Annotated in this window: 12 protein-coding genes; 9 read left to right on the top strand and 3 right to left on the bottom strand. The window is 69.0% G+C overall.

Annotation, left to right across the window (positions count from 1 at the left end; genetic code table 11):
* Nucleotides 1–139: 139 nt before the first annotated feature.
* Nucleotides 140–652, bottom strand: coding sequence for a DUF2059 domain-containing protein (locus tag ABQJ56_RS06645; RefSeq protein ID WP_367844209.1), 513 nt, complete (start codon nt 650–652; stop codon nt 140–142).
* A gap of 157 nt (nt 653–809) precedes the next feature.
* Here ABQJ56_RS06645 and uvrA point away from each other — a divergent pair, with 157 nt between their 5' ends.
* From uvrA to ABQJ56_RS06660, 3 genes are read left to right on the top strand one after another with little or no spacing between them, the layout of a single operon-like run.
* Nucleotides 810–3,737 carry an excinuclease ABC subunit UvrA gene (gene uvrA / locus ABQJ56_RS06650; protein ID WP_367844210.1) on the top strand — a complete coding sequence of 976 codons (2,928 nt, stop codon included), beginning with the start codon at nt 810–812 and terminating at the stop codon, nt 3,735–3,737.
* Nucleotides 3,734–4,225 carry an acyl-CoA thioesterase gene (locus ABQJ56_RS06655; RefSeq protein ID WP_367844211.1) on the top strand — a complete coding sequence of 164 codons (492 nt, stop codon included), beginning with the start codon at nt 3,734–3,736 and terminating at the stop codon, nt 4,223–4,225. Before uvrA ends, ABQJ56_RS06655 begins: the two co-directional genes overlap by 4 nt.
* Nucleotides 4,226–4,255: 30 nt before the next feature.
* Complete coding sequence (locus ABQJ56_RS06660; protein ID WP_367844224.1) at nt 4,256–4,873, top strand: helix-turn-helix domain-containing protein; 618 nt, start codon at nt 4,256–4,258, stop codon at nt 4,871–4,873.
* Nucleotides 4,874–4,882: 9 nt separating this feature from the next.
* Here the strand turns inward: ABQJ56_RS06660 and ABQJ56_RS06665 are convergent, their stop codons facing one another.
* Complete coding sequence (locus tag ABQJ56_RS06665; protein WP_367844212.1) at nt 4,883–5,371, bottom strand: GNAT family N-acetyltransferase; 489 nt, start codon at nt 5,369–5,371, stop codon at nt 4,883–4,885.
* Between the two features lie 102 nt (nt 5,372–5,473).
* On the bottom strand, nt 5,474–7,720 hold the full coding sequence (locus tag ABQJ56_RS06670; protein WP_367844213.1) for a glycoside hydrolase family 20 protein: 2,247 nt from the start codon (nt 7,718–7,720) through the stop codon (nt 5,474–5,476).
* 264 nt (nt 7,721–7,984) lie between these two features.
* Here ABQJ56_RS06670 and ABQJ56_RS06675 point away from each other — a divergent pair, with 264 nt between their 5' ends.
* From ABQJ56_RS06675 to ABQJ56_RS06700, 6 genes are read left to right on the top strand one after another with little or no spacing between them, the layout of a single operon-like run.
* The gene (locus ABQJ56_RS06675) at nt 7,985–9,034 is read left to right on the top strand and encodes an aldo/keto reductase (protein WP_367844214.1); all 1,050 of its coding nucleotides are present in this window, start codon (nt 7,985–7,987) and stop codon (nt 9,032–9,034) included.
* The gene (locus ABQJ56_RS06680) at nt 9,025–9,900 is read left to right on the top strand and encodes an amidohydrolase family protein (protein WP_367844215.1); all 876 of its coding nucleotides are present in this window, start codon (nt 9,025–9,027) and stop codon (nt 9,898–9,900) included. The genes ABQJ56_RS06675 and ABQJ56_RS06680 overlap by 10 nt, the downstream gene beginning before the upstream one ends.
* A gap of 28 nt (nt 9,901–9,928) precedes the next feature.
* Nucleotides 9,929–10,675: an SDR family oxidoreductase gene (locus ABQJ56_RS06685; protein ID WP_367844216.1), complete on the top strand. Its 747-nt coding sequence runs from the start codon at nt 9,929–9,931 to the stop codon at nt 10,673–10,675.
* 16 nt (nt 10,676–10,691) lie between these two features.
* Nucleotides 10,692–11,552, top strand: a complete 861-nt coding sequence (locus tag ABQJ56_RS06690) for a fumarylacetoacetate hydrolase family protein (protein WP_367844217.1) — start codon at nt 10,692–10,694, stop codon at nt 11,550–11,552.
* Entirely contained in the window at nt 11,549–12,883 is a 1,335-nt protein-coding gene (locus ABQJ56_RS06695) for an L-fuconate dehydratase (protein ID WP_367844218.1), read from the top strand. The genes ABQJ56_RS06690 and ABQJ56_RS06695 overlap by 4 nt, the downstream gene beginning before the upstream one ends.
* Nucleotides 12,884–12,900: 17 nt before the next feature.
* A complete protein-coding gene (locus ABQJ56_RS06700) occupies nt 12,901–14,343 on the top strand; it encodes an alpha-L-fucosidase (protein ID WP_367844219.1) in 1,443 nt (480 codons plus the stop codon).
* Nucleotides 14,344–14,462: the final 119 nt, after the last annotated feature.

A 14,462-nucleotide genomic window follows, 5' to 3' on the forward strand; every position in this document is an offset into this window, starting at 1 on the left:
AATAGCCCTTCTGTCGTTATTCTCTTGGGTTCCGTCACGGCCTTTCGGGCCGGACGAACCGGGGATTGTAGCCAATCGCCAGCGCGCTGGTCAAATCGTGACCAGCACCCCGCGCCCAGCCGTCACATCGGCGAAAGCCTTACTTGCCGGGCTCGAGCGCTGTGCCGTCAGCCGGCTGACTGGCCGGACATTTGCCCTCAGCGCTGAGCGTCCCCTTCTGCTGCAGGGCATGGATCATCGCCATGGCACGCTCGCTGCCCCAGAGCTTGCCGACCTGCATCCCTTCTTCCATGGCCTTGGGCATTACGGTGATCACCTTCTGGCCCAGCGGGGACCGGTAGAACTTCAAGAGGCCAGCCACGTCCTCGGCTGTAAAATGCGCCTGATAGATGGGAATCATGCGTCCCATAAGCTCGTTGACGCTCGCTGCATCGACGAAACCCTCCCAGTAGCTGGCTGGCACGCACGGCAGGCTGCGCCCCATCATGCCGGACAGCTGCTTGCCCATCTGCATCATTCTCTGGTCCAGATGTATGACCTGAAACAGCTGGCGCACCTGTTGTTCGCTCGGCTGCGCGGCCAGCGCCGGCGCCGTCACTCCAAGCATCACTGCGGCGCCTGCGATGGCGCCCATCCACCTGTGCTTTGCCATGCCCCTCTCCTGAAGATGAAGACCGCACCACCGTGACCGCCAAGCATTTAGCCATACCAGTGAATATCGGGGAACTCCGCCGACGGGGCACCTCGCAAAGTGAACCGAACTGAACTGTTTGGTATAGTAAAGGGCTCCCCCTCGATCCCAAGGCGTCATGGACACCATCCGCATCCGCGGCGCGCGCACGCACAATCTCAAGAACATCGACCTCGACCTGCCCCGCGACAAGTTGATCGTGATCACCGGCCTGTCCGGCTCGGGCAAGTCGTCATTGGCCTTCGACACCATCTACGCGGAGGGCCAGCGCCGCTACGTGGAATCCCTGTCGGCCTACGCCCGGCAGTTCCTCTCCATGATGGAGAAGCCCGACGTCGACCACATCGAGGGCCTGTCGCCGGCGATCTCGATCGAGCAGAAATCCACCTCGCACAACCCGCGCTCCACCGTGGGCACGATCACCGAGGTGTACGACTACCTGCGCCTGCTCTACGCCCGTGTGGGCACGCCGCGCTGTCCCGACCATGGCATCCCGCTGGAGGCGCAGACGGTGAGCCAGATGGTGGACGCCACGCTGGCGCTGGACCCGGAGAAGCGCTGGATGCTGCTCGCCCCGGTGGTGCGCGAGCGCAAGGGCGAGCACGTGCAGGTGTTCGAGCAGCTGCGCGCGCAGGGCTTCGTGCGCGCCCGCGTGGATGGCGCGGTGTACGACCTCGACGCGGTGCCGCCGCTGGGCCTGCGCATCAAGCACACCATCGAGGCGGTGATCGACCGCTTCCGCCCGCGCGACGACATCAAGCAGCGCCTGGCCGAGTCGTTCGAGACCGCGCTGCGCCTGGGCGACGGACTGGTGATCCTGGCAGACATGGACGATCCGTCCGCGAAGGAGCAACTGTTCTCCTCGCGCTATTCCTGCCCGGTCTGCGACTACTCGCTGCCGGAGCTGGAGCCGCGGCTGTTCTCGTTCAACTCGCCGGTCGGCGCCTGCCCGTCCTGCGACGGACTCGGCGTGACCCAGGTGTTCGACCCCGCGCGCGTGGTGGGCCATCCGGAACTGCCGCTGTCCGGCGGCGCGATCCGCGGCTGGGACCGGCGCAACCCGCACTACTTCCAGATGCTGCAGTCGCTGGCCGCGCATTACGGCTTCGACGTGGACACCCGCTGGCAGGATCTGCCCAAGGCCACGCAGCAGGCGATCCTGCACGGCAGCGGCAAGGAGAAGATCGCGTTCCGCTACCTCACCGAACGCGGTGGCCGCGTCACCCGCGAGCATGCGTTCGAGGGCATCCTGCCGAACCTGGAGCGGCGCTACAAGGAAACCGAATCCGCCGCGGTGCGCGAGGAGCTGGCGAAGTACATCAGCGACCATCCCTGCCCCGAGTGCGAGGGCCAGCGCCTGAACCGCTCGGCGCGCAACGTGTTCGTGGCCGACCACGCGCTGCCAGCGCTCACCCATCGCTCCATCGACGACGCGCTGGCGTTCTTCGCGGAGCTGACGCTCAGCGGCTGGCGCGGCGAGATCGCGGCGAAGATCATCAAGGAGATCCGCGAGCGCCTCACCTTCCTCAACGACGTGGGCCTCAACTACCTCACGCTGGACCGCCAGGCCGACACGCTGTCCGGCGGCGAGGCGCAGCGCATCCGCCTCGCCTCGCAGATCGGCGCCGGCCTGGTCGGCGTGATGTACGTGCTGGACGAGCCCTCGATCGGCCTGCACCAGCGCGACAACGAACGCCTGCTCGGCACGCTCACCCGCCTGCGCGACCTTGGCAACACGGTGATCGTGGTCGAGCACGACGAGGACGCGATCCGCATGGCCGACCACGTGCTCGACATCGGCCCCGGCGCCGGCGTGCACGGCGGCGACGTGGTGGCGCAGGGCACAGTGAAGGACATCCTCGCCTCGAAGCGCTCGATCACCGGCCAGTTCCTCTCCGGCGAACGCGCCATCGAAGTGCCGAAGCAGCGCCGCCAGCCCAACGACGACGCGTACTGGCTACGCCTGCGCGGCGCCAGCGGCAACAACCTGAGGAACGTGGACCTGGACGTCCCGGCCGGACTGTTCACCTGCGTCACCGGCGTGTCCGGCTCGGGCAAGTCCACCCTGGTCAACGACACCCTGTTCCGCCTCGCCGCCAGCGAACTCAATGGCGCCAGTGCGCAGCCCGCGCCGTACAAATCGGTGCAAGGCCTGCAGCTGTTCGACAAGGTGGTGGACATCGACCAGTCGCCGATCGGCCGCACGCCGCGCTCCAACCCCGCCACCTACACCGGCCTGTTCACCCCGCTGCGCGAACTGTTCGCCCAGGTGCCCGAGGCGCGCGCACGCGGCTACGAGCCGGGCCGCTTCAGCTTCAACGTGCGCGGCGGCCGCTGCGAGGCCTGCGAAGGCGACGGCATGCTGAAGGTGGAAATGCACTTCCTGCCCGACGTCTACGTGCCCTGCGACGTCTGCCACGGCAAGCGCTACAACCGCGAGACGCTGGAGATCCACTACAAGGGCCACACCATCGCCGACGTGCTGGACATGACGGTGGAGGACGCGCTGAAGCTGTTCGAGAACGTGCCGGTGATCGCGCGCAAGCTCGACACGCTGCGCGCGGTGGGCCTGGACTACATCAAGCTCGGCCAGAGCGCGACCACGCTGTCCGGCGGCGAGGCGCAGCGCGTGAAGCTCTCCAAGGAGCTCAGCAAGCGCGACACCGGCAACACCCTGTACATCCTCGACGAACCCACCACCGGCCTGCACTTCCACGATATCGAGCAACTGCTCGACGTGCTGCACCAGCTGGTGGACCAGGGCAACACCGTGGTGGTGATCGAGCACAACCTCGACGTCATCAAGACCGCCGACTGGGTGGTCGACCTCGGCCCCGAGGGTGGCGCGGGCGGCGGCCGCATCCTGGTCAGCGGCACGCCGGAAACCGTGGCTGCCACGCCCGAATCACACACCGGCCGTTTCCTCGCACCGCACCTGAAACCCGTCAAGACGAGCGCCGCGAAGCGGACCAAGAGCGAACTCAAGCACATCGCCTCGGCGGACAAGCACAAGCCGATGCGCGGGAAAAAGAAGAAGACTCCATGAGCAAGACCGACAACGCATCGCCCAAACCCGCGCGCCGCGGCAGGAAAACCGGGTCCGCCGCCACACCGGCAATCGCCGAGGCAACGCAGGCTTCGCAACCGCTGTTCACGGCAGACATCGCCGCACGCTGGCGCGACCTCGACGCCTTCAACCACGTCAACAATTCCAACTACCTCACCTATCTGGAGGAAGCGCGGCTGCAGTGGCTGAGCCACGTACCCGGCCCCTGGTTCGACGAACACGCGATGCCGGTGATGGCCGCCGTGCAGCTCAACTACCGCCGCCCCATCGAATGGCCGGCGCGGTTGCACGTGGAGCTCTACTGCGAGCACATCGGCAACAGCTCGATGACCATCGCCCACCGCATCGTGGACGCGCACGATGGCACGCGCCTTTACTGCGACGGCCACGTGGTGATGGTGTGGATGGATCCGGCCAGCGGCAAGCCGGTGCCGCTGCCCGGGGCGATCCGCGTCGCGATCGGCTAGGCCGCCGCTCTCCATGCGCGACCGCCTGCCCTGGTCCGCACCACATTCGCGGTCCACCGCGACGCGGACGCACCGGTCGAAACCATCGCGGGCAGGCGACACGCCTGGCGGTTCCGTCCGCATTTCCACGCCGGCGACGAGATCGTGCGCGTGCTCGCCGGCCGCGCGCGCCTGCGCCTGCCCGACGGCTGCCGCGACGTCGCCGCCGGCGACATGCTGGTGGTGCCGGCCGGCGTGATCCATCGCTTCGAGCCGCTGGACGGGCAGGGCTGGGCCTTCGTCTCGCGCTTCGTGCCCGCGGCCCGAACAGGCGTGCGCGGAATCGCCACCCTGGCGGCCCTCGCCACCACGCTGCTGGTGCAGCGCCCTTCGCTGCACACCGATGTCGCGGCCGTCGCGCGGGACTGCGCCGTGTCCGAAGGACACCTGTCGCGCGCATTCCGGCGCGAGACCGGCAGCAGTCTGCACAACTACCACGTACTGCTCGCCCTGCAGCAGGCCAAGACGCTGTTGCGCCAGCAGGCTCCCGTGCTGGAAGCCGCGTTGGCCGCCGGCTTCTATGACCAGGCGCACCTCAATCGCGAATTCGTCCGCAGCTACGGCATGACGCCGGCCACCTTCCGTGACGGCTGGGCCGCCGCCGCATGAGCGGCCGCCTCAGCCCAGCTCCAGCGCCATGTACAACGTGCCCGGCAACGGGTTGTCGTAGTAGGGAGGCACCGCGCGGAATCCCAGCGCCGCATACAGGTGCCTCGCGGCATCCATGCTGGCCAGCGTGTCCAGCACCACGCGCGCATGGCCGGCCTCGCGGGCGCGCAGCAGGATCGCCTCCGCCAGCCGGCGTCCCAGCGCCTGCCCGCGCGCGGCGGGGCGCAGGTACAGGCGCTTGATCTCGCCGGTGGCCGGCATAGCCGTCGGTCGCAGCGCCACGCAGCCCAGCACCGCGCCCGCCGCATCGCGGGCGATCAGGATGTCGCCCAGCGGCGGCGCGTACTTGCCGGGCAGTTGCGCCAGCTCGGCCGCGAAGCCCTGGAAGGAAAGGTCGATGCCGAGACTGTCCGCGTATTCCGCGAACAGCTCGCGCACCACCGCACCGTCCGCAGGGAAACGGGCCGATGCAATGCTGATACCCGATGCCGTCGACATGCCTGGTCGCCTCCACCAGCCGGTTGTCGCACCAGTCTGCCGGAGACGATCATCGCGCGCTTGGATGATCCTGACCTCGTCGCCACGCGCGCGTCGCCGTCGCTACTTCACCAGAATCTCGTCCGCGAACAGCCAGGTGTTCGAGGCACCGTTCGGGAAGGCTGCAGGCACCGTGGCGTAGCGGTTCGCAGCGACGCGGACGTAGCGCGCAGTCACCCGCTTGGCCGCCCTGAACACCACATGGTACTGGTGCGGATTCGGGTCCATCAGGTCGGCCTGCGGCTGCTCGGTATCGACCGTGGTCCAGTGCTTCCCGTCATCGGAAACCTCGAAGCTCACCGTGTGCGGCGGCAGGATGCGCGAACCGGTGTCCTGCAGGAAATCCGCCGCAATCGCATGGATCGTCGTGGACTTTTGCAGGTCGATGGTGGCATCCACATCGGCGTCGTTCCAGCCCGACCATTGCCCGTTGTGGAAGTCGCCGCCGCCCAGCACCCCATCCGTCAGCGCGGTGGCAGGCGCGTACTTCGGCGACACCGGCTGGGCTAGGCTCAACGGCTTGCCGGTGGCAAGATTGTCCACCAGGGTGAAGCTGACCGGATCGTCGTAGCGCAGCCCCTTGCGGAACGGCACCACCTTCAGCGCGCCTGCATGGCGCAGCGTCACCGTGCCGGTGAACGATGGCGAGCCGACGGTGGGCGTGCTGCCGTCCAGGGTGTAATGGCTCGCCAGGTCGTCGAAGCCGCGCTGCGCATGCAGTTGCCAGCCGCCCTTTGCATCCGCCGTGACCGCGTACTTCACCACGGCGTGATCTTCCGGACCGTAGGCCACGTGCCACGCATCCAGCCGCGGATAGTGCGCCTGCAGGCGCTGGTGGAAATCCGCCCATGCCGCGCCATCGTGCGCGTTGCCGCGCCACAGGTTCTCGGCGAAGGCCAGCACGCGCGGATACAGCTTGGACTCGGCGTTGTACGGGTTCGCGCGCTCGCTCCACAGCGGCGCCTCGGCACCCAGCAGTTGCGGGCGATGCGCCGCGAACACGGCGGCGTCCGCCTTCGCGTCGTCCGGGCTGCTGTCGTTGGCGATGTCGGTGCCGAACACGTCTTTCACCGTCAGCGAATCCAGCGCGCGGTCGATGTAGAACGGTCCGGCGACCACCACGTGGTTGCCGTTGGCCAACGCCTTGGCCTGCTCGTCCGCGCCGCGCCAGGCTTCGATGACGGCCTGCGTGTCGGCACCGCCTTCGAGGATCTCGTCCCAGCCGACCAGGGTCTTGCCCTTGCCTTCCAGGTAACGCTGGATGCGCTTGATGAAGTAGCTCTGCAGGCCGTCCTCGTCCTTCAGGCCCAGCTTGTGCATCAGTGCCTGGCAGGAGGCGCACTCGTGCCAGGCGACCTTGGGCGTCTCGTCGCCGCCGATATGCACGTACCGCGACGGGAACAGCGGCAGCACCTCGTCCAGCACGTTCTCCAGGAAAGTGAAGGTGCCCTCGTCGCCCACGCAGTCGATGTTCTTGTGCACGCCCCAGGCGGTGGTCACGGCCACCGGCTTCTTGCTGCACGACAACCCGGGATAGGCCGCGATCGCCGCCACGCTGTGCCCCGGCATCTCGATCTCGGGGATCACGGTGATGTTGCGCCGGCGCGCGTAGTCCACCACCTCGCGGATCTGCGCCTGCGTGTAGAAGCCACCGTAGCGGGTGCCGTCCGCCTCGGTGCGCCATGCGCCCACGCTGGTGAGTTTCGGATAGCGCTTGATCTGGATGCGCCAGCCCTGGTCGTCGGTGAGGTGCCAGTGGAAGGTGTTGATCTTGTAGTAGCTGAGCAGGTCGAGCTGCTTCTCGACGAAGCTCACCGGAAAGAAATGCCGGCTGACATCCAGCATCACGCCGCGCCAGGCATAGGCCGGCGCGTCCTCGATGCGCACGGCGGGAACCTCCACCTGCGGCGACTTCTCCAGCGGCAGCAACTGGCGCAGCGTCTGCACACCCCAGAACAGGCCCTTGTCGGTGGACGCGCTGACCGTGACCTGCTTCGACGTCACCTCGAGCCGGTAGGCCTCGTCGCCCCGCACGGCGGGATCGAGCTTCAGCACGATGGCGTGCGCGCCGGCCCCCTCATGCACCGCGATCCCGGTCTGCGCGCGGATCGCGTCGCGCAGGAAGGCGGCGATCTCGCGGCCGCGGGCGTCCTTCGGCGCCTCCACGCGGGTGCGTGCATCCAGCCGGTAGCTGCCCTGCTCCAGTTGCAGGTGCCGCGGCTCGGGAATGACAGCGACGCCGGTCGCCATGACCAGCGCCGGAAGCAGCGTGGCCAGGCCCAGCAGGCATCGTGCAAGGATCTTCGGCATCAGTGCTTCCCCATGTCGTTCGGACGGGACCGGCAGCCAAAGCGCAATCCGGCGCATGGCGGCGATCGGGAATCGGGACAACCCCGGTGACTTGCCGGCGCCCGGCATCCATGGCGTCGGCTCTTTTGCTCACTTGTAAATCATCGTTTCATACGTGCACACTAGCACGCAAGATTCGCTGGCGACACTGTGCACGAACATGCAACGCGATCTCGGCGCCCGCCAGGCAGACGACGACGGCAACACACAGCGCAGGGTGAAGACATGACGCATGCCAGCGCAGACGCCGCAACTCCCCCCGGTCCAGCGGGGACATCGGTGTACGCGGCGGGCCGCCGGCTGCCGCGGCTGTCCTTCGGCGGCGCACCGATCGGCAATCTGTATGCCGGCGTGGCGGAAGGCGACGCCATCGAGACCGTGCGGCACGCGTGGCGATCGGGCATCCGCCACTTCGACACGGCGCCCTATTACGGCTACGGCCTCAGCGAGACCCGGCTCGGCATGGCGCTGGCGGGCATCCCGCGCGCCGACTACAGCCTGTCGACCAAGGTGGGCCGCCTGCTGCTGGACACCGGCGGCGGCCAGCCGGCGCCGGATGACGGCTTCGCGGTGAGCGGGCGGCAGGCCGTGTTCGACTACAGCCGTGACGGCATCCTGCGCTCGGTGGAATCCAGCCTGCGCCGGCTGGCCACCGACCACGTCGAGATCCTGCTGCTGCACGACATCGGCGCGCTGACCCACGGCGCGCGCCATCCGGCCATCCTGCGCCAGGCCCTGGACGAAGCCCTCCCCACGATGGCCGAATTGCGCAGCCAGGGCGTCTGCGGCGCGATCGGCCTCGGCGTCAACGAGCAGGAGGTGTGCCTGCAGGTGATGCCGGCGTTCGCGCTGGACGTGATCATGCTGGCCGGCCGCTACACCCTGTTCGAGCAGCGCGACAGCGCTGAATTGATGGCGCAGGCCGTGCAGCGCAACGTCGCCGTGATGGCGGCCGGCCCCTACAACTCCGGCCTGCTGGGCGCCGCCGACGCACCCGGCACCACCTACAACTACGCCCCGGCCGATGCCGCGACCCGCGCGCGGGCGCAGCGCTACTACGACCTGTGCGGCCGGCGCGGCGTCCCGGTCGGCGCCGTCGCGCTGCAGTTCCCGCTGGCGCATCCCGCCGTCGCCACCGTGGTGTGCGGCCTGCGTTCGCCGGCGGAAGTCGACAGCGCCGTGCAGCGCATGCACGCGCCCTTGCCGCCCGCGCTGTGGGACGAGCTGCGCGAGGCCGGCCTGCTCGACGCCAGCGCGAGTACGCCATGCAGCTGATCGACGCCCACCAGCACTACTGGCGTGTGGATCGCGGCGATTACGCCTGGCTGCGCGATGCGCCCGCCGCGTTGCAGCGCGATTTCCTGCCCGCCGACCTCGAGACCCGGCGCAGCGCCGCCGGCGTGGCCGGCAGCGTGCTGGTGCAGGCGGCGGCGACCGAGGCGGAAACGCGCTACCTGTTCGAACTGGCCCGTGCCGACCGCAGCATCCTCGGCGTGGTGGGCTGGGTGGATTTCGAGGCGCCCGACGTGGCTGCGCGCATCCGTGCACTGGCGCGCGACGGCGGCGACCTGCTGCTGGGCCTGCGGCCGATGGCGCAGGACCACCCCGATCCGGACTGGCTGGCGCGCCCCGCGCTCGACGCGGCATTCGACTGCCTGGAAGAACAGGACCTCGCCTTCGACGCCCTGGTGCGCCCGCCGCAACTGCCGGCGCTGCAACGGCGGCTGCGGCGCGAACGCGAGCTGCGCGTCGTGCTCGACCACGCCGGCAAGCCGGACATCGCGCACGGCCGCTTCGACGACTGGGCCCGGCCGATCCGCGAGCTGGCCGAGTTGCCCGGGCTGTGCTGCAAGTTCTCCGGCCTGCTGACCGAGCTCGCGCCCGGCATGCCGGCCGCCGCGCTCGATCCGTACGTCGAACACCTGTTCGCCTGCTTCGGCACCGAGCGCCTGCTCTGGGGCAGCGACTGGCCGGTGCTCACGTTGCGCGACAGCTATGCGCACTGGCTGGAACTCGCCCGCGCGCTCGCGCAACGGCACGCACCCCACGCGCTGGAGCGCATCTTCAGCCGCAACGCGCTGGCGTTCTACCGGCCGCGACGCGCACCCGACTTCCCCGCCTCCGCAGGAGCCCCCGCATGAACCTCTCCACCATCCACGGAGCACGCCCATGAGCACCCGGCTGCAAGGCAAGCACGCCCTGGTCACCGCCGCCGGCGCCGGCATCGGCCGCGCCACCGCGCTCGAGTTCGCGCGCGAAGGCGCCGAGGTGCTGGCCACCGACATCGACGCCGCCGCGCTGGCCAGCCTGGCGCAGGAACAGCCGGCCATCCGCACCCAGGTGCTGGATGTCACCAGCAGCGCCGCCATCCGCGCCCTGGTCGACGCGAACGCGCCGTTCGACGTGCTGTTCAACTGCGCCGGCTACGTGCACGCGGGCACCATCCTCGACACCGACGACGATGCCTGGCAGCGCTCGTTCCGCATCAACGTGGACGGCATGTACTGGCTGTGCCGTGCGGTGCTGCCGGCGATGCTGGAGCGCGGCCGCGGCAGCATCGTCAACATGTCCTCGGTGGCGTCCAGCATCAAGGGCGTGCCGAACCGCTTCGCCTACGGCACCACCAAGGCCGCGGTGATCGGCCTCACCCGCTCGATCGCCGCCGACTACGTGGCGCGCGGCGTGCGCTGCAACGCGATCTGCCCCGGCACGGTGAAGACGCCCTCGCTGGGCGATCGCGTGCGCGCGCTGGGCGGCGACGAACAGGCGGTGTGGAAGAGCTTCACCGACCGCCAGCCGATGGGCCGCCTCGGCACGCCGGAGGAGATCGCCGCGCTCGCGCTGTATCTCGCCTCCGACGAATCCTCCTTCACCACCGGCACCACCCACGTCGTGGATGGCGGCTGGTCCAACTGAACACGGAAACAGCATCATGAAACTCGTCCGTTACGGCGCCGCCGGGCAAGAGCGCCCCGGCCTGATCGACGCACAGGGCAAGCTGCGCGACCTCTCCGCCCACCTTGCCGACATCGACGCCGCTGCGCTGGTGCGTGCAGGCCGCGCGCGACTGGCGGCGATCGATCCGGCCACGCTGCCGGAAGTCGCCGGCACGCCGCGCCACGGCGCACCGGTGGCGCACGTGGGCAAGATGATCTGCGTAGGCCTCAACTACACCGACCACGCCGCCGAGACCGGCGCGACGGCGCCCGAGCAGCCCATCCTGTTCATGAAGGCCACCAGCGCCATCATGGGCGCGAACGACGACGTCGTCATCCCGAAGGGCTCGGTGAAGACCGACTGGGAGGTGGAGCTCGGCGTGGTGATCGGCGACACCGCGCGCCACGTGGGCGTGGACGATGCGCTGAACCACGTTGCCGGCTACCTGGTGGTGAACGATCTTTCCGAGCGCGAGTTCCAGCTCGAGCACGGTGGCCAGTGGGTAAAGGGCAAGAGCTGCGACACCTTCGGCCCGATCGGCCCGTGGCTGCTCACCGCCGACGAGGTGGCCGACCCGCAGGACCTGGCGATGTGGCTGGAGGTCAACGGCCACCGCTACCAGGACGGCAACACCCGCAACATGATCTTCGGCGTGGCCGAACTGGTGAGCTACATCAGCCGCTACATGACCCTGCAGCCGGGCGACGTCATCAGCACCGGCACGCCCGCCGGCGTGGGCCTGGGCCTGAAGCCCCCGGTGTACCTGCGTCCCGGCGACGTGATCGAGCTCGGCATCGCCGGCCTGGGCACGCAGCGCCAGCGCACGGTGGCCTGCAGCGACGCGGCGCAGTCATGAGCAGCGTCACCGACACCGCGCCCGCCAACGTCGGCGCCGCGCGCATCGTGGCGCTGGACACGCTGGACGTGCGCTTCCCCACCTCGCGCGAGCTGGACGGCTCGGACGCGATGAACCCCGACCCGGACTACTCGGCCGCCTGCGTCACGCTGCGCACCGACCATCCCGGCGTGGTGGGCCACGGCTTCGTGTTCACCATCGGCCGCGGCAACGAGGTGCAGACCGCCGCGCTGGCGGCGCTGGCCGAGCACGTCACCGGCCTCTCCGTCGGCGCCATCGTCGACGACCTTGGCGGTTTCGCCCGCCGCCTCGTCGGCGATTCGCAACTGCGCTGGCTCGGTCCCGAGAAGGGCGTGATGCACATGGCGATCGGCGCGGTGATCAACGCCGCCTGGGATCTCGCCGCGCGCCTCGCCGGCAAGCCGCTGTGGCGCTACATCGCCGAGCTGTCGCCGGAACAGATCGTCGCCGCCATCGACTTCCGCTACCTCAGCGACGCGCTCACGCCCGACGAGGCGCTGGCCATCCTGCGCGCCGCCGTGCCGCACCGGCAGCAGCGCATCGAACAGCTGCTGGCCGAAGGCTACCCCGCCTACACCACCTCCCCCGGCTGGCTGGGCTACAGCGACGAGAAGATGCAGCGGCTGGCCCGCGAGGCGGTCGCCGACGGCTTCCGCACGATCAAGCTCAAGGTGGGCCTGGACGCGGCGGACGACGTGCGGCGCTGCCGCCTCGCACGCGAAACCGTCGGCCCCGCCATCGCCATCGCCATCGACGCCAATCAGCGCTGGGACGTGCCCGACGCCATCGCGTGGCTCAAGCAGCTCATCGTCTTCGACATCGCGTGGATCGAGGAGCCGACCAGCCCCGACGACATCCTCGGCCATGCGGCGATCCGCCGCGCGGTGGCGCCGATGCCGGTCTCCACCGGCGAGCACACCCACAACCGGGTGATGTTCAAGCAGCTGTTCCAGGCCGGCGCGGTGGACCTGGTGCAGATCGACGCGGCCCGCGTGGGCGGCGTCAACGAGAACCTGGCGATCCTGCTGCTGGCGGCCAAGTTCGGCGTGCGCGTGTTCCCGCACGCCGGCGGCGTGGGCCTGTGCGAACTGGTGCAGCACCTGGCGATGGCGGACTTCGTGGCGATCACCGGCCAGAAGGAAGACCGCGCCATCGAGTTCGTCGACCACCTGCACGAGCACTTCGTCGATCCGGTGACGATACGCGAAGGCCGTTACATCGCCCCCACGGCGCCGGGCTTTTCCGCGGAGATGAAGGCAAGCTCGCTGCGCGACTACGCCTTCCCGCATGGCGTGGTGTGGCAATCCTGACCCACCGGAGCTGCGTGATGAATCTGCCCTGCCGCCTCGTGAAATCCGCCCTCGCCTGCGCACTCGCATCCGCCTGCGCCATGGCGCACGCCGCGACGCCCGCGAACACCGGCATGCATCCGGTCGCGGCGATCCAGGACACCGAAACGCCGGCGCAGCGCGACGCGCGCATGGCCTGGTGGCGCGCGGCGCGCTACGGCATGTTCATCCACTGGGGCGTGTATTCGGTGCCGGCGGGCGTATGGCACGGCAAGCCGGTGGACGGAGCGGGCGAATGGATCATGCACGACGCGCGCATCCCGGTGGCCGAGTACAAACAGCTGCCCGCCCAGTTCGACCCCACGCAGTTCGACGCGCGCACCTGGGTGTCGCTGGCCAGGGCCGCGGGCATGAAGTACATCGTGATCACCGCCAAGCACCACGACGGCTTCGCGATGTTCGACTCGAAGGCGAACGCGTTCAACATCGTCGACGCCACGCCGTTCAAGCGCGACCCGCTGCGCGCGCTGGCCGACGAGGCGAAACGGCAGGGCATCAAGTTCGGCGTCTACTACTCGCAGGACCAGGACTGGACCGCGCCGGGCGGCGCCGCCATCGGCGGCCACTGGGACAAGGCGCAGGACGGCGACTTCGCCACCTACCTGCACACCAAGGCGATCCCGCAGATCAAGGAACTGCTGGCGAAGTACCACCCGGCGGTGCTGTGGTTCGACACGCCCACCCGCGAGATGACGCCGCAGCTTGCCGCGGAAATCGTGAAGCTGCTCGACCGGTACCCGCAGCTGATCTGGAACAACCGGCTGGGCGGCGGCTACCCGGGCGACACCGAGACGCCCGAGCAGCACATCCCGCCGCAGGGCTTTCCCGGCAAGGACTGGGAAACCTGCATGACGATCAACGACACCTGGGGCTACAAGTCGGGCGACACCAACTTCAAGTCCACCACCGTGCTGCTGCGCAACCTGGTCGACATCGCCAGCAAGGGCGGCAACTACCTGCTGAACGTGGGGCCCGACTCGCACGGCGTGATCCCGGCCCCCGAGGCCCAGCGCCTGCGCGTGATCGGCCAGTGGCTCGCGGTCAACGGCGAATCGATCTACGGCACCCGCCCCACGCCGTTCGCCGACCCGCACGGCAGCTACTCCGCCACGCGGAAGGACGCCAACGGCAAACCCGTCTGGGTGCCCACCTGGGACTGGCGCGCCACCCAGCGCCCCGGCAAGGTCTACATCCACCTGCTCGAATGGCCCGGAACCTCGTTCCACCTCGCCGACGCGACCATCCATGCCACCGGCGCCTACCTGCTGGCCGATCCGAAGCACGCGCCGCTCAAGTTCACCCAGCACGGCACGCGACTCGACGTGCAGTTGCCGGCCAGGCCGCTGGACCCGGTCGACACCGTGCTGGTTGTCACCACCGGCACTCGGGTAAGTATCCCCCGGCAAAGCCGGGGGCTTTAGTTGTGTGAGCCGCTCAAAGCGGCTGAATCGGGGGCGCTAACGCGACCCCAGTCTTTGGCGCCACCGTTCGGTGGCGGGCTTCATCGCAATAGCTGCAACTGCTCCAACCGTCGATCCTC

The sequence above is a fragment of the Rhodanobacter geophilus genome, from assembly GCF_040812275.1.
GTDB lineage: Bacteria > Pseudomonadota > Gammaproteobacteria > Xanthomonadales > Rhodanobacteraceae > Rhodanobacter_A > Rhodanobacter_A geophilus.